The sequence below is a fragment of the Myxococcus sp. XM-1-1-1 genome (genome assembly GCF_020037095.1).
Taxonomy (GTDB): domain Bacteria; phylum Myxococcota; class Myxococcia; order Myxococcales; family Myxococcaceae; genus Myxococcus; species Myxococcus fulvus.
This window is the reverse complement of the sequence record NZ_JAIQDH010000039.1, coordinates 1-18,059: the sequence shown is the minus strand read 5'-3', so window position 1 is coordinate 18,059 and position 18,059 is coordinate 1. Positions and strand designations below refer to the sequence as shown.

The following is an 18,059-nucleotide window of genomic DNA, read 5'->3' as shown; positions in this document are numbered from 1 at the left end:
CGCACTGCATGAGCCACATGCGCTTGTATTGCCGTCATCGCATTCCTCGCGAAGTTCATTCGTGTCGAGGACGAAGCCGTCTCCGCACGTTGCGTTCTTGCAGGTGCGAGGGCACGCATCGGTGTCGATGTCATTGCCGTCGTCGCATTCCTCGCCTGGGTCCACCAGGGCATTTCCACACTTCTTGAGCGAGCGGCAATCGGAGCGACAGGGACCGTCGAGAAGGGGACCGTCATCACAGGCTTCGTGGTCAGCTCCCTGGCTGTTGGTGAAGCCGTCACCGCAGCGGGCGCTCACGCACGTGGTGAGGCAGTCATCGCTGTTGGACTCGTTTCCGTCGTCACATTCCTCGCCGATGTCTCGAATCCCGTTCCCGCACGCCTCCATGGACTTGCAGTCACTGCTGCACTTGTCTCCGTTTGCCCTGTTCCCGTCATCACAGAGTTCGCCAGGGTCGAGGAATCGGTTCCCGCAGCTTTCGGTGGAGGTACAGGTCGCATTGCACCCATCACTCGAGGCTTCGTTGCCATCGTCGCAAGCCTCTCCGGGGTCGAGGACTCCATCGCCGCAGCGCCTCTGCGCGCAGTATTGATTGCATCCGACGCCGCCGTCGGCGTTGTAATCACATTCTTCATGCAGGTCCATCAGCCCGTTTCCACAGCGTTCGAACATGCAGTCGGGGCTGCATCCATCTCCAGCCACGGAGTTGCCGTCGTCGCATTGTTCTCCTTCGTCTTTCTGGGTGGTCGCATCGCCACAGAGACCCTGGATGCAGCGGTCTTCCTCGGCGGCGCAGACCATCCCAGCAGGACATACGAGCCCGTTCTTGCAGGTCACGCTCTTGGACTCGATGCATGCGGCGGTCGTGAGGACTGCGAGGCATGTCACGACGATGCTTGGGATTGAGCTCGGGGAAGCATTGGGGAACACGAAGCGCCTCCTTCAGAAGCGAATGGTTGCCACGACGCTCTGTGATTCGGATTCGACGACGGGGACGATGACCACGGGGGGCGCGAGGTCCTCCGCCGTCAGCCGATAGGACCGCTGCCGGTTCAGGTAGAGCAGCACGGTTCCCGTGATGGCGGTGGCTCCTCCCAGTGCATAGCCGCTGTAGGCAGCCGCCCTGAAGCTCGCGCCCTTCTTGTGAAGGCTCTTCAACTCGGGCGTGAGCGTGCTTCCCTGGGGACGCTCGATGCGTGCATCGAACTTCCCGAAGGACTCATTCGCCATCCAGTGCATCCAGCCACCTCCGCCCGCCGCCGCCAGTCCCGCGCCCAGCACGGTCCACGGCACCCACGCGGACCACCGTCGTCGGTACCGGATGACCTCCTCCTCCGTATACAAATCCAGCGCGAGCTTCGTCCGCTCCCCGGGCATCAAGGCCTGACGCTTCTCCGTCGGCAGATATCCGTCCTTGAAGGCAATCACGCTGTGCATCCCGGGCCGGATGAGCCCCTGGTATCTCCCCGGCCCCGTGAACAGCGGCTGTCCATTCAGCGTGACGATGGCCCCCCGCTCGTCACACCGGACGTCCACCCACGCCAACTGCTTCTCGAGCAACGCCTTGTACGAGCGCGCATGCTCGTACCGGTTCGAATCCAGCGGGTCCGCCCCATGACTCAGCGCCGATTCCAGGTGCTTGTGCACCTCGATGGGCTGGTCCAGGTTCATCAACGCCAGCGCCAGGTTGTAATGAATCGCCGGATGGTTCCAGTGCCGCAGCGCCCGCCGATAGCTCCGGCTGGCCTCCACGAAGACCGACTCCCGCAGCCGCTCGTTCCCCTCCAGGAAGAGCGCCTGTGCCGCCTGCTGCTCGTCCCGAGGCACCCCCTGCGCCCACGGGCGATTCCCGCCGACCTCCAGCGGCGAATCCAGCCGCTGCGCCTGCGCCAGCATCCCCCACAACGACACCACCACCACGGCCAGCCCGCGCCCACGCGAGCCCCAGCTTCGCATCACCGACATGGCGTGCCTCACGTCACTTCAACGTTTCGATGAAAGGACTTCCGAGCGTCGACTGGATCCGCAGCGTCCGCTCCTGCTCGCGCTGCAACAGCCGCTCCGCCTCGGCGCGCGCCTGCCGCGCACTCAACGCGCTCTGCTCGGCCCGCCGCATCGCCACGTTCGCATGGAAGCGCGCCCACTTCGCCCGCTTCAGCGCGGTGACGAGCTCGGCGTTGCGCAGCACCAGCGTCTGGTTGGTCGCCTCGACCCGCTCATTGGCCTCCTCCGCGCGAGACTGCGCCGCCCGTCGGTCCTCCTCCTTGGCGCGCACCTCCGCGAGCCGCTCCTGCGCCTCCGCCTCCGAGCGCTTCGCCAGGAACTCCGCGTTGCGCGCCGTCGCCTCCGCGCGCAGCGCGATGATGGCCTGGTGCTCGGCCTCCTGCTGCGCCTCCCGGATGAACACCAGCGCCACCGCCGCCGCCGCGAACAGCATCGACACCAGCGCCACCGCCCCCACGATGAACGCCCGCTTCACCCGCGCCAGCCGCTTCGCCTGCGCCCCCACCGCGTCCAGGAACGCCCGCTGCGACTGCGGCAGCTCCCCCCGGTAACGACGCTGGAAGCGCCGCGCCTCGTCCGCCATCTCCCCCCGCCACAACAACCCGCCGTCCCGCCCCTTCGCCTGCCACTGCCGCGCCGCCGCGCGCAACTGCTCCAGGAACGCCGCATCCTCCTGCCCCTCGTCCAACCACCGCTTCAGCGTGGGCCAGCTCCCGATGAGCGACTCGTGCACCAGCTCCACCGACGAGCCCGAGCTCCCGCCCGTCTGGATGACCAGCAGCCGCGCCTGCACCCACCCATCGATGAGCCGCTGGAGCGCGTCGGTGTCCCGCGTCAGCTCCCGCAGCTCCTCCATCGACACGATCGCCCGCGTGCGCTCCGCGGTGACCAGCCTCAGGCACACCGCGCGCGCCAGCGCCCGCTCCTGGGACGACAACCCCGCCAGCACGCTGTCCGCATGCGTCGCCAGCGCGCCCGAGATTCCCCCCATCCGCTGGTACGCGCCCTCCGTCAGCAGCCGCCGGCCCGGGTCTCTCGCCTCCCACAGCCGCGTGGCCGCGAACTGGAGCAGCGGCAGCGCGCCCGGCGTCGTCTCCAGGTGCTGGAGCATCTGGTCCACCATCTCCGGGGACTCGAACCGATAACCCGCCAGCTCCGCGGGCTGCACGAGCGCATCCCTCAGCCCGTCCTGCTGCGGCGCCGTGAGGAAGAACAGCCCCGGCGACAGCTCCGCCATGAACCGCTCGTCCTCCGACACCCGGTCCAGGAAGTCCGAGCGCAAGGAGAGCACCACCCGGATGGGCGACGTCGCGTCGTCCGCGATGCCCGACAGGCAGGCGGTGAAGGCGCGGCGCTCGGCCGCGTCCGGCACCAGCGTGTACAGCTCCTCGAACTGGTCGATGAAGAGCACGATGCGCCGGCGCTCCCGCCGCGCGCGGGCCCGCAGCACGGCGCCCACGTAGCCGGGCTCCCGGCGCAGATGGGCGGAGATCTGCTGCTGCTTGCGCAGGTCCTCCTCCAGCGTGGGGGACGACGTGACCAGCGGCGCCACCATGCTGGCCAGCGCGGCCAGCGGGTCCCTCCCCGGGCGGATGATGAGCGACTCCCAGGGGATGCCCGAGCGCTTGAGCACCGGCACCAGTCCGGCGCGCACGAAGGACGACTTGCCCGCGCCCGAGGGCCCGACGACGGCGAGCAGCGGCCGGTCCTGCAGCCGGTTGACCAGCGCCGCCGTCTCCCGCGCCCGCCCGAAGAACCGCGGCGAGTCCTCCTCCTGGAACGAGCCGAGCCCCGCATAGGGGCTCTCGTCCACGCCGACGTCGGGGATGAACCGGCCGGGCAGGAACGGCTCCAGCGCGCGCAGCACCGCGAGCGCATCCGGGAAGCGCTGCTCCTTGGGCTTGAGCAGGCAGCGGTCCACCACCGAGGCCAGCTCCCCCGGGATGTCCGGCAGCACCGCGCGCAGCTGCGGCATCGGCTCGTCCATCATCGCCGTCACCATCAACTGCGGACCCCGCAGCGGCTCCAGCGGATGTCTGCCCGAGAGCATCCGGAACAACATGATGCCCACCGCCCAGATGTCCGTGCGGTGGTCCACGCCCACGCCGTTGCCCCACTGCTCCGGGGACATGTACGCCAGCGTCCCCAAGAGCGCTCCCTGGCGCGTCAGGTGGACCGACTGGTCCATCCGGCCCGGCGGGGGGAGCAGCCGCAGGCCCTCCAGCAGGACGCGCGGGTCCGTCTCCGCGCCGTGCTCGTCCCCCTGCAGCACCTTCGCGATGCCGAAGTCGAGCACCTTGATGGTGCCCGCGTCCGTCACGATGATGTTCTCCGGCTTCAAGTCGCGGTGGACGATTTTGTGCGCGTGCGCGCACGACAGCGCCCGCAGCACCGGGGACATCAGCTCCACGGCGCGCGACGGCGGCAGGCGCGGACTGCTCTTGAGCAGCCGGTCCATCGGCTGCCCCTGCAGGTACTCCAGCACCATGTATGGGCTGCCATGGGCCTCGCCCACCTCGTAGATGATGACGATGTTCTCGTGGCTGCACCGCGCCGTGGTGCGGGCCTCCAGGATGAAGCGCTGGCTGAACTGCGCGTCCTTCGAGTGCAGCAGCTTGATGGCCACCCGGCGGCCCAGGCGCGTGTCCCGCGCCAGGAAGACGGTGCCCATGCCTCCGCTGCCGAGCTGCCGGATGAGCTCGTAATGCTGGATGCGGGCTCCGGGGCCGAAGGCTCCAAGACCCATCGGAAGCGGAGCGCTGGGGTGGGGCGCACTGCGGGCGGACAGCGAGGGTTCTGGCTTCATGGTCTGCACTCGACGAGGCGAGGGGACACCTCTGGAAAGCACGCGCGGCCCGCGCCACCGCGAAGGGTGCGGGCCGTTCATCGGGGACGCGGAAATGAGCGCTGGCGCGCCAGGGATGGGGCCTCGGGCCCGTCCCTGGTCGCGGGGGTGACTGACGCCAGCCTGGGCGAGAGCGTGGGGGGGACTCGGGAGTCGGACTTTCCGGAGAAAGCTCTCGTTGCCAATCTTGAGCGGACGCGTCTGCTTGCCTATGTGAACGCGAGGGCAGGCGTCTGTCATTTGATGGGCGCCGGGCCGGAACCATGCAGACACTTGCGCGTGCGGTCCTGGACCACCCCGGCGCTGCTCAGCGCGTGCGAAGTCGGCAATCCGTCAGCGCGCCCCGCGTCAGGAGTCCAGGGGCTCTGTCGGTTCGAGGACGCTCGGGGGCCATCCGTCTGCTATCGTCACGACATGGCGAAATGGCTCGTGCCCCTGCTGACGCTGCTGGGAGCGGCGTTGATGACAGGATTGGGATATCTGTCGTTCACGGCGGCGCTGGCGGTGCCGCTCCTGATGCTGGCGGGGGCCGGGTTGGTGCTCGTCGCGCTGGTGCTGGCGGTGCTCCCGGTGCGCAGGAGGGTGAACTTCCTGTCCCTGGCCTGGATGCTCGCGGGCCTCGTGCTGTCCTACCTGGGGCTGACGCGCGGCACCTCCTGGCGCTTCGACCAGCTGGAGGTCCGCTTCGCTCCGCTCATCGCGGCGCTGGAGTCCTATCACGCGAGCAAGGGCGCCTATCCCGAGTCCGCGAAGGAGCTGGTGCCCGAGTGGATCGCCCAGGTGCCCACGTGTGATGGGGTCGAGCCCGAGGGCCCGGCCGCCACGTTCGCCATGGACATCGGCTATCAGCGTCGGGAGGACGGCTCGTTCGGCATCACCTGCTACACCATCGTCTTCTGGAAGTACTCGTACGACTCACGCCAGAAGCTCTGGTATGGCTGGGATTAGTCCCAGCGCACCACCAGCTTGCCCACCGAGTCGTTGCGCGCCATGCGCTCCAGGCCCCGCGCGAGCTCGGCCCGGGGCAGCACCGCGTCCACCACGGGGCGCAGCGCGCCCGAGCGGAACAGCGGCAGCAGGTGTCGCTCCGCGCTCTGGACCAGGGCCATCTTCTCCTCGAGCGGCCGGCTGCGCAGCACGGTGCCGGTGATGCTCAGGCGCCGGGTGAGCCACAGCCCCAGGTTGACCTCCGTGCTCGCGCCGGCCACCAGGCCCACGAGCAGCATCCGGCCCCTGGGCGCCAGGGCCTGCATGGACTCGGGCACGTAGTCCCCGCCCACCAGGTCCAGGCACAGGTCCGCGCCCCGACCTTGTGTGAGCTCACGGACCGGGTCCGCGAAGCGCGGCGGCGAGGACTCGCACACGAGCGTGTGCTTCACGCCCCACTCGGAGGCGCGGGACAGCTTCGCCGCGCTGCGCCCGGTGCCCACCACGCGCGCGCCCGTGGCCTGACACAAGAGCGCCGCCGCCGAGCCCACGCCGCTGGCCACCGCGTGCACGAGCACCGTCTCGCCCGGCTTCAGGCCTCCCTGGAGCACCAGCGCGTCGTACGCGGTGAGGTACGCCTCCGGCAGCGCCGCGGCGTCCGTGAAGTCCAGGCCCTCCGGCATCGGCAGCGTCTCCCGCTCGTGGGCCAGCAGCTGGTCGGACCACGCGCCGCCGCCCACCAGCCCCATCACGCGGTCTCCCACCTTGAAGCGGTGCGTGCGCGGGCCCACCGCCACCACCTCGCCCGCGTACTCCAGGCCGGGGACGTCCGGCGCCACGTCCGGCGGGGCGGGGTAGAGCCCGCGAATCTGGAGCAGGTCCGCGCGATTGAGGGCGGTGGCGCGCACGCGCACGCGCAGCTCTCCAGGGCCGGGGATGGGCTCGGGGCGCTCGTCCTCGGCGAGGACCTCGGGGCCTCCGGGCGTGGTGATGCGGATGACCTTTATGGCGGGCCTCCTCCTGCTGGCGGGCGGGCACGAAACGTCCTGGCCCACGAGAGCGTCAAGGCTTATCTAAGAAGGCAGGTCCCACATGAGCACGCCCTCCTGTCCCATCTGCAAGAAGCCGGTTCCTCCCCGTCCCGAGAACACCTCGTTCCCGTTCTGCTCGCGCCGCTGCCGCGCGGTGGACCTGGGCAAGTGGTTGGGGGAGGAGTACCGCATGCCCGACCGCCAGTCCGATGAGACGGAGGACGAGCTGCCGCCCGGAAGCCATCCCGACCGCCAGCGCGAGGATGCGTGAAGGGCTACGTCGACCTGCACTGCCACCTGCTGCCCGCAGTGGATGACGGCGCGCGCTCGCTGGAGGACGCGCTGGAGATGGCGCGGGCGCTGGTCGACCTGGGCTTCTCCACCGTCGCCCCCAGCCCCCACGCCCGGCCCGAGTACGCCCCCGTGGACGTGGTGGAGGCCCGCCTCGCCGAGCTGACGGCCGCCCTGGCGCGCGAGCGCATCCCGCTGACGCTCGGCCGCAACGCGGAGAACGTGCTGGACGACGCCTTCCTGCGCGCCCTGGGCACGCCCGCCGCGCGCATGCTGGGGGCGGGGAAGGTGACGCTGGTGGAGCTGCCCTACACCGCGCCCGTGCCCGCGCTGCCGGACATCCTGTTCCGCATCCGCACCAAGGGCGTGGTGCCGCTCATCGCCCATCCGGAGCGCTGCGTGGAGTTCGAGCGCAAGGGGCGCGCCGCGGAGGCGGTGCGCACCGGCGCCCGGCTCCAGCTCGACGTGGGGGCGCTCATCGGCCGCTACGGCCCCACGCCGAAGAAGCTCGCGCGCGCCTTCCTGGAAGAGGGCCTCTACGCCGTCGCCGCCACGGACCTGCATGGGCCGGTGGGGGCGCGGGACTGGCTGGGGCGCTCCCTGGCGGAGCTCGTCGGCCGGGTGGGGGAACAGACGGCCGTCCGGCTCCTGCGGGACAACCCCTCCCGACTGCTGGCCGGAGAGTCGCTGGAGTCCGACCAGGACTGACGGTATACCCGGCCGCCGTGAAACGCGCCGTCAAGCTCGCAGCCAGCCTGCTCGTTACCCTCGTCTTCCTCTGGTGGGCCTTCCGGGACACGGACTGGGGGACGCAGCTCAACAGCCTCAAGTCGGCCAACTACATCTGGTTGCTGCCGTACTTCGGTTGCCTGCTGGGCATCCACGTCTTCCGCACGCTGCGCTGGGGCAGCCTGTTGTCGGGCCTGGAGCGGGTGCCCTTCCGCAAGCTCAACGAGGCCTCCGCCATCGGCTTCATGATGCTGCTGGTGCTGCCCTTCCGCCTGGGCGAGTTCGCCCGGCCCTTCCTCATCGCCCAGCGCAGCTCCATCCGCCGCAGCGCCGCCATGACGTCCGTGGTGCTCGAGCGCATCGTCGACGGCCTCTTCGTCGCCGCGTCCATGCGGGTGCTGCTCTTCTTCGTGCCCACCGAGACGCCAGAGGTGCGCTACGTCAAGCTGGGCTCGTGGCTGATGTTCGCGGTGTTCGGCGGCGGGCTGCTCTTCCTGCTCTTCGGCCTGTGGCAGCAGGAGCGCACCGTGCGCCTGGTGCGCGCGACGGTGGGCCGCTTCGCGCCGGGGCTCGCCGACAAGGTGGCCGACATCGTCGACACCTTCGTGGGCGCCATGCGGCAGCTGCCGGACGCCAGGCAGGTGGTGCTCTTCTTCCTCTTCACCGTGGGCTACTGGGGCCTCAACGGCTTCGGGATGATGCTGCTCGCCAACGCCTTCGACTGCTCGGGCGTGGCGGCCGGCGCCGCGTGCCAGCCCATGGAGCTGTCGCTCTTCCAGGCGTACGTGGTGCTGTGCGTGCTCGTGGTGGGCGTGATGATTCCGGCGGCGCCGGGCATGGTCGGCACCTTCCAGGCGGCGTGCAAGGTGGGCCTGAGCCTCTTCCTGCCGGCCACCGTGGTGAACGCCGGCGGGCTCGCGTACGCCAACGTGCTGTGGATGGCGCAGACGGCGCAGACGGTGGGCCTGGGCCTCATCCTCATGTCGCTGGGCCACATGTCCTTCAAGGACATCGCGGGCAAGCTGGAGAAGGAGGGCGAGGCTACGGCCCCCAGCGCGTGACGCGGGCTCAGTACGGGGCGTCGTCGGGCTGCGTGTCGGCGCCCGGCGCGCTGTCGGCCGGAGGCGTCGACTTCCTCGGCGCCTTCGTCGAGCCGAGCGAGCTCTTGAAGCTGCCGAAGGGAGTGTCGATGCGCTGCTCGTCGCGTGTCTCGATGGCGTAGCCCTCCGGCGCGCACACGGCCTTCGCGGTGTCACGGATGGAGACGATGGGCGTGTCGACGGCGGTGCGCTCTCGCGTGGTCGACTTGGCGACGAGCTTGTCCTCGCGCATCAGCACGCACTGGTCGTCGCCGTAGTACCAGGCGGAGGACCGGTCGGGGAACTCGTGGGCGCGGGTGGGGCCCTGGCCCATGGCCTCGACGACCTCCCGGGACGTCATGCCGGGGTAGAGCTTCTGGAAGCCACCGGGGCCGGCACAGCCGGAGGCGGCGAGGGCGGCGACGAGCAGGACAGTGCGCATGGCGGCAAGCCTAGCCCGCGCGAGTCGGTCGCCTCCAGGTGCCGCGTGGGCGGTGCTCCTACAGCTCCTGGTCCAGCCAGCGGATGATGGCATCCCGGATGGAGGAGGGGCGCTCGGAGGAGGGGCGCGGGCGGGGCAGGCGGAAGGCGCCGTCCCACTCGCGGCGTCGCAGGACGGGCTGGGGCTCGCCCAGACGCGGGGAGGCGCCTCGCTGGGCGAGCATGCTCACGACTGGCCCTCGGGCTTGGCGGCGCCACGGCCGTACTTGCCGAGCAGGTCCTCCACCGCCTCGCGCAGGTACTCGCTCTGGTGGATGCGGGTGCGCCGCGCCAGCTCGCGCAGCTTCTGCACCTGCTCCTCGGGGACCAGGACGTGGGTGGAGACGATGTCGGCCTCGGGGCCCCGCGCGTCGACGGGCGTCTCCGTGGCGCCCGGTGACGGGGCGAGCTCGGGGCTCAGGGGGCTGGCGCTTCCATCCTGCATGGGGGTTCCTCCCGGGGGGACTGCTACAGGCCGCTACTGACGTGTCCGGGCATTAGGAGGGTGGTCCGGGGACTCGTCAACAAAACGGCCCGGCCCCCGAGGGGTGGAAGTGACACCTTTGTTAGCCGGTTTCTCAAATTGGTGTGCTAATCCGCGCCTTCCTCACCTGGAGCACACTGATGAACTTCCGTCGTCTGATGGTTGCGGTGGTCGCTGTGTTTTCTTTCTCCGCCTTCGCGGAGGGGGGTCGGGAAGTCGCGACGGTGGCCAAGGCGTGTACGCCGGTGCCGTTCTCGCTGACGTCCATCAATGCCTCATCACTGGAGCCCGCTCGCGCGACGTGGAACCTGGGCTCCAACGGTGGTGCGTGGCACTACCTGCATCCGATTGCCGCGTACATCACGCCCCAGTGTCCCACCACGCCCACCACCATCCAGGCGGTGATGCAGGAGCTGGCGTGGGAGAACCAGGGCTTCCCCTCCGCCGAGGATGGGACGTTCACCAACCGGGCCGGTCTGTCGCAGAGCATCCTGTTGACGTCGAACTACTACGGCAACGGGCTGGCGCTGCTGGCCGCCATCGACGCCTTCGCGGGCGGTGGCGAGGTGCAGGCGTGGCTGTCGACGCAGGAGGTGCCGTGCCACAACTGCCATGAGTTCAACCAGTTCGCGGTGCTGTACTACCCGGCCAGCCGCAAGGTCGTCGTGCTGCAGGGCTACACCGGCTACGACTCCTGACGTCTCGTCGTCCCCGGGCGCCGGTCCCCTGTGCTGGGGCCGGCGCCTTTTTCGTTTCATGTATCAACCCAGGTCTCCTCGGGGCCCGCGGCGCTGTGACGGGATTGACACGTCGTGCGGCCGGGTGTTCACGTTATTGTGATTTTCCCCGATTAGCCCACCTGGAGCGGAATGATGCGTCTTCGCAAGGTATTGATTGCATGTCTGGCGTTGTCTGGAGCGACGGGCTGTATGGATTCGGGTGGGGAGCCGGCGCCCGAGCAGGCGCTGGCGGTCTCCGAGGCGGAGGCGACGGCGACGCGCATCTACGCGTCCGAAGCGTCGCTGGAGCTGAGCTTCGAGACGATGGGCACGTTCGAGACGCGCAACGGGGTGCGCTCGCTGGTGTTGAAGGCGACGGCGAACCGGTATCTGCAGTACGTGTTCAGCTTCGTGCCGGATGACGCCTTCGGCACGGCGAACATCATCAGCGAGCGCCGCTTCGAGGTGGTGCTGCCGGTGGGGCACGAGCTGAACTCCATCCTCTCCGGGCTGCCGCTGTTCATCACGGTGAACACCTTCACGGGCACGCCCACGCAGTACACGGCGCGCATCGAGGTGTACCCGCGCTTCTTCGACTTCCGGGGCACGTCGCCGGTGTGGATCGACGAGAAGGTGGACCCCGTCTACGTGAAGGACCCCATCAGCAGCCTGGTGTACCGGGGCCGCGCGGACGTGCTGGCGGACGGGCTCCTGGTGACGGGGCCGGATGGGATTCCGCAGGTGTCACGCGTGGACGCGGACACCTTCAATCTGGACTGGTCCTACTCCGCGGTGGAGCAGGCGATGGACCCGACGACGATTCCGCTCGCCTTCAACGTGATTCAGGGCGGGCAGGCGGTGTCGCAGAAGACGGCGCGGCTGGTTCCGAGGGTGACGAGCCTGGCGGTGACGACGGGGGACCCGTACGAGGTCTGGCCGACGCCCGCCTGTGAGCTGTCGGTGTATGACTGCATCCACGCGCAGCCGGCGGGGACGCTGGACTTCGGGCTGTGCGGCTCGTACCGCCAGGTGTCGCGGTGCCAGTACGTGACGAACATCTGCGACCAGACGCCGAACGTGCCGTTCGCGCTGACGGAGATCGACGCCTCGGCGCTGGAGGCGGCGCGGGATGCGTGGAACGACGGCTCGAACAACGGCGCGTGGCACGGGCTGGACTCCATCTCCGCGTACACCACGCCCCGCTGCTCGCAGCCGGCCGCGAGCCTGCGCGCCGCGTACGACGCGCTCCAGTGGCCGGGGTACCGGGACATCCCGACGTTCGAGGCCGGCACGGTGACCAACCGCGCGGGCCTGGCGAACAGCATCCTCTTGAGCACGAACTACTACGGGGACGGCGCGGCGCTGCTGGCCGCCATCGACGCGTTCACCGGAGGCGGTGAGGTGCAGGCGTGGCTGGGCACCCAGGAGGTGCCGTGCCAGAACTGCCACGAGTTCAACCAGTTCGCGGTGCTGTACTACCCGGCCAGCCGCAAGGTCGTGGTGCTGCGCGGGTACACCGGTTACGACTCGTGAGTTGCTGAGGTCGTGACTCGGGCCGGTGCCCCTGGCCGCGCATGCTGGCGCGGTGGGGCGCCTGGTTGAGTTCCTCCACGAGTGCTCGGTCCGCCGTGGCGAGTGGCCCGGCGGCTCGCTGGCCCTCCTGCGCGGCGACGTGTCCTGGGGGATGGAGGGCCCCGAAGTGTTGGAGGCTCGTGGTGGCCTTCCCGGGGGAGCAGGGGGGGCCAATCTCCACCCGGGTCCTGCCCTTGCAGGCTGGCCCGCGCGGGGATGCCAGGTCCGCTGAAGTCCCGGTGCCACGAAAAGAAAAGCCCCGGAATCACTTGGGAAAGTGATTCCGGGGCAGTGGCCAGGGTCGGACTTGAACCGACTACCTGCGGATTATGAGACCGCCGCTCTAACCAGGTGAGCTACCTGGCCGTAAGTTCTAACCTACGGCTTTTACTGCGGAACTTCTACTCCCTCAATACTGCCTCTCCAGGGGTTGTGCAACTTGTACGGACTTCGTACGGACTGGAGAACTGACATGCCCCGGTGGACGGGAAAGTGGGCCGGTGGCCGGACCTACGTGAACAAGCAGGGCGGCACCGTGTGGGTCCTCGAAAAGCAGGTCCACGGGCGGCTCTATACCACACGCTTGGCGGCGGGCAACGAGAACGACGCGCTGGGGGAGCTGGCGCTGTTCAAGAGAGACCCTGACGCCTACATCGCCAGGGCCCAGGCGGCAGGGACGGCCCCCGAGCCGGAGGCCGCCACCTCGCCGGTCTACATGGACCCCGAGCGGGTGGGGCGGTTCCTCGAACACCTCAAGCGCCAGGGCCGCACGGAGCGCCACCGGAAGAACGTCCGGAACTACCTGGCGCAGTGGGCGGAGGCGCTCTTCGAGAAGGACCTGCGGACCCTTCGGCTCCAGGACCTCAAGCAGGTGTTGAACGGCTGGTACGACGACGCGAAGAAGGAGATCGTCGCCAAGCGCCACCGCATCGCGGCCATCAAGTCGTTCTTCTCCTGGCTGCGCGAGGAGGAGGCGGTGCTCACCACGGCCGAGGACCCCACGCTCGCGCTGAAGGTGCCCCCGGCCCGCCCGGAGAAGGCCATGCGCGACAAGGGGTACTCCATGCGGGACGTGGAGCGCCTCTACGCCGCCATCCAGGGGTGGGAGTCCAAGAAGTACGGCTGGAAGGGGACGGGCCGCGTGACGGACGTGCAGCCGGTGCGGGACGTGCTGATGCTCCACGCCAAGTGCGGCATGCACGGCACCGAGATTGACCGCCTGGCTCGCGGCGAGGGCAAGGTGAAGGTGCTGCAAGGGCAGGGCGCCATCGCGGGCACCATCACGTTCGTCCACAAGTCGGGCCGGGTCCACGTGCAGTCCGCGGATGCGCAGGCCCTGGGCGCCGCCTTGCGCCTCCAGGCCCGGGGCTCGGCTCCGGCGGACTGGTGGATCCGCCAGGTGGTGAAGCGCGCGGCGAAGTCCATCGGCCTGGAGCCGCTGCGCATGGGTGAGCTGCGCCACAGCTTCGTCACCTGGGCCGCGGAGTGCGGGGTGGAGGTGAAGCCGCTGGATGGCGGCGTGCCGCTCTCGCGCATCGCCGCCACCATCGGGCACCAGTCCGCGGTGACGACGAAGAAGTTCTACGAGGGCGTGAAGGTCCCCCCGATGATCCAGCTCCCCATCCGCCTGGAGCACCCGGAGGACCCCGTGCTGCTACTTGACCGGCAGCTTCGCGATGGCAGCCGCCAGTGAACTCGCATCCTTGATGCGGGACTTGGCGGGGGCGGACTTCGTCGGCTGTGCAGCCCGGGCTGAGATACCTCCGGCCTGCAACAGCGCCTCCACGGAGGACTTGAGCACCATGCGCCTCCTGCCGAACTTCTCAGCGGCTTGAAGTCGGCCCTCATTCAGCAGCTCGTACACCTTCGTGGTCCCGCAGCCCAGCATGGCGCCGGCCTCCTTCACGGTGCAGGCGAACTCTGGGTTTGGGGTGGTCGAGCCAGGGGACGTTTCCGGCTGGCGGACTGAGGGGACCGGCAGGGCCAGGAAGTTCGAGCCCGCGCTGAGCCGCGCCAGCAGGAGGCGGTTCACCTCCACCGCGCGCTCTTCGGCATCAAGTGGCTTCCTGCACTCCACGCAGGGGGCGTCCAGTTCCTGCTCGGTCGGAGGGCGATATGGATGCCACTCCCACCACTCGACGCATCGCCGACACACCCAGCCCTCGGGACGGCCCAGCATCATGGGAGGGGGGAGACGGAGAAAATCTGGCGGTGGTGGAGGCGGTGGCGCGCAGGCAACTCCCCTGGGAACGGCAGGAAGGCGACGGGGCCCCTTGCTTATCGGCTTCGGTCCGTCTTCCGGCACTTCGGCGTTCCCTGCGGGTGGCAGGAGGCCCGTGCTTGATTCACCCACGCGCTTCGCCATCACTCGTCTCCTCAACAGGGAAACAGTAAGACGGCTGGCCACCCCCATCACCGAGGACGTATCCGGCAGGACGGGCCCCAGAGGGGCAAGCACGGGTTGGCGGGTCGCTACCGGGATGATGCGCCTGCCGCCCGCCGGGTTGATTCATTGAGGAGCGCACGGGCAGCAGCGTCAGCCCTGTTGCGATGCCCAAGAGGAGCGGGGCCATGAGCGACACACAGACGGGCGGTGTGCCCAGCGGCGGCAGACAGAGGAAGATTCCCTATCATGCGCGTCCTCTGCCGCCTCGGCTTCCGCTGCCCACAGGGAGCGTGCTGGACGCATGCCCGTACCTGGACCTCGTGGACCGATGGCTCACGAACGTGGGGAAGGTGCAGGAACTGGTGGTGGCCTGCGGCTACGCCCCTTCCGCGTACTGGCAGGAGGCGCTGATTCATCGCTACGGGGACACCCGCCTGGTGAGTGACGAGGAATGGACCTGGTTGTTGGCACAGCCGCTCGGCATCCACGAACGGCATCCGCTCTTCAAGCTTCGGCAGACGCTGGTGGAGATCGCCGAGACGGCCCATCCGCCCGCTATCAGTGAGGAGGACACCCTGGTCATCTGGGGCGCCCCATCGCCGAGGGGTAAGCCGTTCTACCGCACGGCCGGGGTGCTACTTCGGAGCGAAAGGCTACGAAAGGCTGTTGAGTGGCGCCCCGAAGATGGGCTGTCCGACTATCTCGACTTCATCAGGGCATGGGCTCAAGCCAGTGGCGTTGGGGATGGCAATACCCTCCGAGGACTGGAGGGCCTACTTGCCCGCTTCAGGGACAACCTGCTCAACGAACACCCTGAAAAATCCTTTGTTTCGCTGGGGCGCGACAGCCTGGAATGGGTCCGGTTGGTGAGTCAAACGCACGGCCCCAGGGCTGCTTATTATCTCTTTCGGTGTTTGCAGCGGCTGGCGGCCTACATGCGAAAGGACACGCAGGCCCAAGGCTGGCTAGCTCGCTGGAGATCGACCTGGTTGCGCGGATCAAGAACCAATCCAGATGCGATTCCGGGAGCCTCCACGCACGCCCGGGTTCTCACGGAGCTGCTGCGGACTCATGTCTTCGAGCCAGAGCCCTACCAGAACTACTCGGCCGGCCACAAAGCAACCACCTACAAGCTCAAGTGGGCTCCAGATACCGGCCCGTACACCGAGGAGGACGCGGCCAGGAGACTCGGGCTTGAGCTGAGGGACGGGAAGCCGGTACGCAGCAACAAGCCCGCTCGCTTCAACTAGGAACAGCCCTTTACATGCTGTAATTGTAGGGGCTCTCTTCTTCTGTCGAGGGCTCAGTAAGAATCGAGAGCCTCTCTCAGGGGAGCACCTGACATCTTGTAATTCGGGTGCCCTCTTCATTCCTCCGAGGGAGGGGTGGAAGTCGAGGACGAAGGATTCGAGAGCCCTTGATATCTCGTAACTTCTCGGCCCTTTCTTTCAGACGAGGACTGGATTCAAAGTCCTCTTCTACTTCTCTCTCTATTCTCCTAATATATTGTAATTACATAATATAAAGAGAATGGAAGAAGAGGGAAGGACTCAAAGGTCCCTTCTCTCGGCGCTGAAGAAGGAGGCCAAGAACTACAAGATACCAGGAGTCCTTCGGGACAGAGCCCTTGAAAAACCACCCCTGTCCTCGTTCGAGAAGAGACCCAGAACTTACAAGACACCAGGAGTTCCTGGGGCCTCGCTCGGATGTTTCATTGTCAGCGGGAGAGCAACCAGTGGGAGCCATCTTCCCTCTTCCCACGAGGCGAGACCCCGCCGGACAATCCTGACATGAACGCTCCCGTCCGCTCCGCCCTCCAGGCCGCGCAAGCCGCAATCAACGGTGCCTGCTCGAAGGGCCCGAAGACTGCCGAGGGAAAGTCCGCCTCCTCGCTCAATTCGCTCCGTCATGGGTTGAGCGCCAATAACCTGTTGCTGCCCGGTGAGGACGCTCAGGCATACGAGCACCACCTCGACCGGCACTTCACCACCTTCGCGCCCACCACACTGCCCGAGGCCGTCATCGTCGCCCAGCTCGGGGACTTGAGCTGGAAGATGGAGCGCCTTACCAAGCTGGAGAACGGGCGATTACTCGCCCGGCTGGAGGAGGAATTGGAGAAGACCGATGCCTTCGGGCTCGTCACCAGCACGCGCCGGGCCCTGGAGGCGCTGTCCGGCCTCGTGGCCGCCCTGGACGCCCGCCGCACGGCCCCGAAGGAACCAGAGCTGACGGAGGCCCTCCTGCGCGGCCTGGAGGGCACCCTGACCCTCCTGCGCGAGGTGCCGGGGCTGCCGCAAGCTGTCATCCACCCGCTGAGCCTCGCGGTTGAAGAGGCTCACGACACTCGGCAGGACGGACGCCTGGAGCAGACCGCCTACGAGCACCTGGGCGATATGGCGAAGCTGGCGCGAGGCGCCCTTACCGCGAAGCTCGCTCAGGAAGAGGCCGCCCTGGACCCCGTACGCGAACGGCTCGCTGCCGAGGTGCTGCTGCTGGAGGACAAGGACCTGCGCAAGTTGGAGAGGCACCGTCGGTTGCTCGAAAGCTCCATGTCCCGCCAGCTCGGTCTGCTCAGCCAGATTCGGGTCCAGGTCACCGCGTCCAAGCCCGAGGTGCAAGCCGAAGCCCGGGAGCTCCGCGTGAAGCTGCGGCTGGTGAGGTGACGCCCGGGTTCGTTTTGTCAGGCCCTCCCGGGCTCAGACCGTTCCCATCACCTCGCTAATCGGTAGGGCTATCCGAACGTGGCAGGCCCCCCACCTCCCAGGGGGACTGGGGTTCCCTTGCCTCGGGTCCACCATGGAAGGCCCCGGTCTTCTTCGGGCTGCCCGGGGGCGGGGGCGGGCTCGAAAATTTTCGGGGTCTACCTGGCGCCGGCCTGCCCCCATCAGGTCCTGATGACCGCACCCCAACCCCTGTGTTCGCCCTCTCGCTTCTCGCGCACGAGGGGTCGGGGCGACTCCGGCACTTCTGCTTCTTGGGGATGGACCGGGGAAGGTGCCCAGGGACTTCGGCCCCCCGTGGGTCAACCTCCGTCCACCTCCACCTGCAACCAGGGTGAGGCCCCGGTCCACCCGGTGCTTGAGCGGTAAGAAGAAGGGTGGGGCCGCCGTTGAAGCACGGCCCCACCCTCCTACGTCACCGCGCTTCCCTGCGCCGTCCCAGGAAGTCAGCCACCACCGCGAGCATGGCGGCGGCCACCTCCCGGACCAGGCGCGAGGTCAGCGCCTTCTTGAGCCAGTCCATGGTGCACCTCTGCTTCGAGCTTCCCGCCTCGGGCCTTACGCCACGAGCCGGAGCTGGGACTCGCCCAGGATGGCGTTGAGGGCCTGCCGCTTCATGCTGGCGGCCTTGCCCATCCAGATGGACTCCAGGCGCATCGCGTCCATGCGCCTGCCCTGCACGGCCCGCGTCTGCCGGTGGTGGTCCGCGTACTCGGCCACCGCCTGGAGGGCCGCCCAGGCGGAGCCCTGCATGTCGCCCTCGATGCCGACGCCCGCGTGGTACAGCTCCAC

17 protein-coding genes, 1 tRNA gene and 1 pseudogene are annotated in these 18,059 nt (G+C 68.4%); 9 read left to right on the top strand and 10 right to left on the bottom strand.

The genetic code is table 11. The features are described 5' to 3' along the window. The 3 genes and pseudogenes from K8640_RS43380 to K8640_RS40730 form a co-directional block, all read right to left on the bottom strand. Positions 1–801 (bottom strand): annotated as a pseudogene (locus K8640_RS43380) (DUF4215 domain-containing protein); the annotation flags it as partial. A gap of 141 nt (positions 802–942) precedes the next feature. Beyond that, positions 943–1,965, bottom strand: a complete 1,023-nt coding sequence (locus K8640_RS40735) for a hypothetical protein (RefSeq protein WP_223751999.1) — start codon at positions 1,963–1,965, stop codon at positions 943–945. A 13-nt stretch (positions 1,966–1,978) separates the two neighbouring features. Continuing rightward, on the bottom strand, positions 1,979–4,810 hold the full coding sequence (locus K8640_RS40730) for a serine/threonine protein kinase (RefSeq protein ID WP_223751998.1): 2,832 nt from the start codon (positions 4,808–4,810) through the stop codon (positions 1,979–1,981). Positions 4,811–5,263: 453 nt separating this feature from the next. Here K8640_RS40730 and K8640_RS40725 point away from each other — a divergent pair, with 453 nt between their 5' ends. Next, positions 5,264–5,797: a hypothetical protein gene (locus K8640_RS40725; RefSeq protein ID WP_223751997.1), complete on the top strand. Its 534-nt coding sequence runs from the start codon at positions 5,264–5,266 to the stop codon at positions 5,795–5,797. Here the strand turns inward: K8640_RS40725 and K8640_RS40720 are convergent. Beyond that, positions 5,794–6,783, bottom strand: coding sequence for an NAD(P)H-quinone oxidoreductase (locus K8640_RS40720; RefSeq protein WP_223752024.1), 990 nt, complete (start codon positions 6,781–6,783; stop codon positions 5,794–5,796). The two genes, K8640_RS40725 and K8640_RS40720, sit on opposite strands and share 4 nt — an antisense overlap. Positions 6,784–6,868: 85 nt before the next feature. Here K8640_RS40720 and K8640_RS40715 point away from each other — a divergent pair, with 85 nt between their 5' ends. From K8640_RS40715 to K8640_RS40705, 3 genes are read left to right on the top strand one after another with little or no spacing between them, the layout of a single operon-like run. Then, the gene (locus K8640_RS40715) at positions 6,869–7,078 is read left to right on the top strand and encodes a DNA gyrase inhibitor YacG (protein ID WP_141333120.1); all 210 of its coding nucleotides are present in this window, start codon (positions 6,869–6,871) and stop codon (positions 7,076–7,078) included. After that, positions 7,075–7,806: a tyrosine-protein phosphatase gene (locus K8640_RS40710; protein ID WP_223751996.1), complete on the top strand. Its 732-nt coding sequence runs from the start codon at positions 7,075–7,077 to the stop codon at positions 7,804–7,806. Before K8640_RS40715 ends, K8640_RS40710 begins: the two co-directional genes overlap by 4 nt. Before the next feature lie 17 nt (positions 7,807–7,823). Further along, positions 7,824–8,888: a lysylphosphatidylglycerol synthase transmembrane domain-containing protein gene (locus tag K8640_RS40705; protein WP_223751995.1), complete on the top strand. Its 1,065-nt coding sequence runs from the start codon at positions 7,824–7,826 to the stop codon at positions 8,886–8,888. 7 nt (positions 8,889–8,895) lie between these two features. Here the strand turns inward: K8640_RS40705 and K8640_RS40700 are convergent, their stop codons facing one another. From K8640_RS40700 to K8640_RS40690, 3 genes are read right to left on the bottom strand one after another with little or no spacing between them, the layout of a single operon-like run. Beyond that, positions 8,896–9,348 carry a hypothetical protein gene (locus tag K8640_RS40700; protein WP_223751994.1) on the bottom strand — a complete coding sequence of 151 codons (453 nt, stop codon included), beginning with the start codon at positions 9,346–9,348 and terminating at the stop codon, positions 8,896–8,898. A gap of 58 nt (positions 9,349–9,406) precedes the next feature. After that, positions 9,407–9,577, bottom strand: coding sequence for a hypothetical protein (locus K8640_RS40695; protein WP_223752028.1), 171 nt, complete (start codon positions 9,575–9,577; stop codon positions 9,407–9,409). Beyond that, on the bottom strand, positions 9,574–9,831 hold the full coding sequence (locus tag K8640_RS40690) for a ribbon-helix-helix domain-containing protein (protein WP_046714565.1): 258 nt from the start codon (positions 9,829–9,831) through the stop codon (positions 9,574–9,576). The genes K8640_RS40695 and K8640_RS40690 overlap by 4 nt, the downstream gene beginning before the upstream one ends. A gap of 179 nt (positions 9,832–10,010) precedes the next feature. Here K8640_RS40690 and K8640_RS40685 point away from each other — a divergent pair, with 179 nt between their 5' ends. Both K8640_RS40685 and K8640_RS40680 read left to right on the top strand, forming a co-directional pair. After that, positions 10,011–10,568, top strand: coding sequence for a hypothetical protein (locus K8640_RS40685; RefSeq protein WP_223751993.1), 558 nt, complete (start codon positions 10,011–10,013; stop codon positions 10,566–10,568). 231 nt (positions 10,569–10,799) lie between these two features. After that, positions 10,800–12,122 (top strand): hypothetical protein, encoded by a 1,323-nt coding sequence (locus tag K8640_RS40680; RefSeq protein ID WP_223751992.1) that lies wholly within the window; start codon positions 10,800–10,802, stop codon positions 12,120–12,122. A 331-nt stretch (positions 12,123–12,453) separates the two neighbouring features. On the opposite strand, the gene K8640_RS40675 is transcribed toward K8640_RS40680, so the two are convergent. Continuing rightward, positions 12,454–12,527, bottom strand: a tRNA-Ile gene (locus tag K8640_RS40675). A 106-nt stretch (positions 12,528–12,633) separates the two neighbouring features. Here K8640_RS40675 and K8640_RS40670 point away from each other — a divergent pair. Then, on the top strand, positions 12,634–13,854 hold the full coding sequence (locus tag K8640_RS40670) for a site-specific integrase (protein ID WP_223751991.1): 1,221 nt from the start codon (positions 12,634–12,636) through the stop codon (positions 13,852–13,854). Here K8640_RS40670 and K8640_RS40665 read toward each other — a convergent pair. After that, a complete protein-coding gene (locus K8640_RS40665) occupies positions 13,816–14,238 on the bottom strand; it encodes a helix-turn-helix domain-containing protein (protein ID WP_223751990.1) in 423 nt (140 codons plus the stop codon). The two genes, K8640_RS40670 and K8640_RS40665, sit on opposite strands and share 39 nt — an antisense overlap. Before the next feature lie 494 nt (positions 14,239–14,732). Between K8640_RS40665 and K8640_RS40660 the strand changes: the two genes are divergently transcribed. Next, complete coding sequence (locus K8640_RS40660) at positions 14,733–15,797, top strand: hypothetical protein (RefSeq protein ID WP_223751989.1); 1,065 nt, start codon at positions 14,733–14,735, stop codon at positions 15,795–15,797. 663 nt (positions 15,798–16,460) lie between these two features. After that, positions 16,461–17,210, top strand: coding sequence for a hypothetical protein (locus K8640_RS40655; protein WP_223751988.1), 750 nt, complete (start codon positions 16,461–16,463; stop codon positions 17,208–17,210). A gap of 615 nt (positions 17,211–17,825) precedes the next feature. Here the strand turns inward: K8640_RS40655 and K8640_RS40650 are convergent. After that, positions 17,826–18,059 (bottom strand): DUF932 domain-containing protein (locus tag K8640_RS40650; protein ID WP_223751987.1); only part of this gene is annotated, 234 nt, incomplete at its 5' end.

What these genes read in the sequence shown, in the direction of transcription:
- K8640_RS40700 (WP_223751994.1), bottom strand. Translation starts at nt 9,348, where the DNA reads ATGCGCACTGTCCTGCTCGTCGCCGCCCTCGCCGCCTCCGGCTGTGCC.
- K8640_RS40690 (WP_046714565.1), bottom strand. Translation starts at nt 9,831, where the DNA reads ATGCAGGATGGAAGCGCCAGCCCCCTGAGCCCCGAGCTCGCCCCGTCA.
- K8640_RS40725 (WP_223751997.1), top strand. Translation starts at nt 5,264, where the DNA reads ATGGCGAAATGGCTCGTGCCCCTGCTGACGCTGCTGGGAGCGGCGTTG.
- K8640_RS40685 (WP_223751993.1), top strand. Translation starts at nt 10,011, where the DNA reads ATGAACTTCCGTCGTCTGATGGTTGCGGTGGTCGCTGTGTTTTCTTTC.
- K8640_RS40715 (WP_141333120.1), top strand. Translation starts at nt 6,869, where the DNA reads ATGAGCACGCCCTCCTGTCCCATCTGCAAGAAGCCGGTTCCTCCCCGT.
- K8640_RS40680 (WP_223751992.1), top strand. Translation starts at nt 10,800, where the DNA reads ATGGATTCGGGTGGGGAGCCGGCGCCCGAGCAGGCGCTGGCGGTCTCC.
- K8640_RS40660 (WP_223751989.1), top strand. Translation starts at nt 14,733, where the DNA reads ATGAGCGACACACAGACGGGCGGTGTGCCCAGCGGCGGCAGACAGAGG.
- K8640_RS40670 (WP_223751991.1), top strand. Translation starts at nt 12,634, where the DNA reads ATGCCCCGGTGGACGGGAAAGTGGGCCGGTGGCCGGACCTACGTGAAC.
- K8640_RS40735 (WP_223751999.1), bottom strand. Translation starts at nt 1,965, where the DNA reads ATGTCGGTGATGCGAAGCTGGGGCTCGCGTGGGCGCGGGCTGGCCGTG.
- K8640_RS40730 (WP_223751998.1), bottom strand. Translation starts at nt 4,810, where the DNA reads ATGAAGCCAGAACCCTCGCTGTCCGCCCGCAGTGCGCCCCACCCCAGC.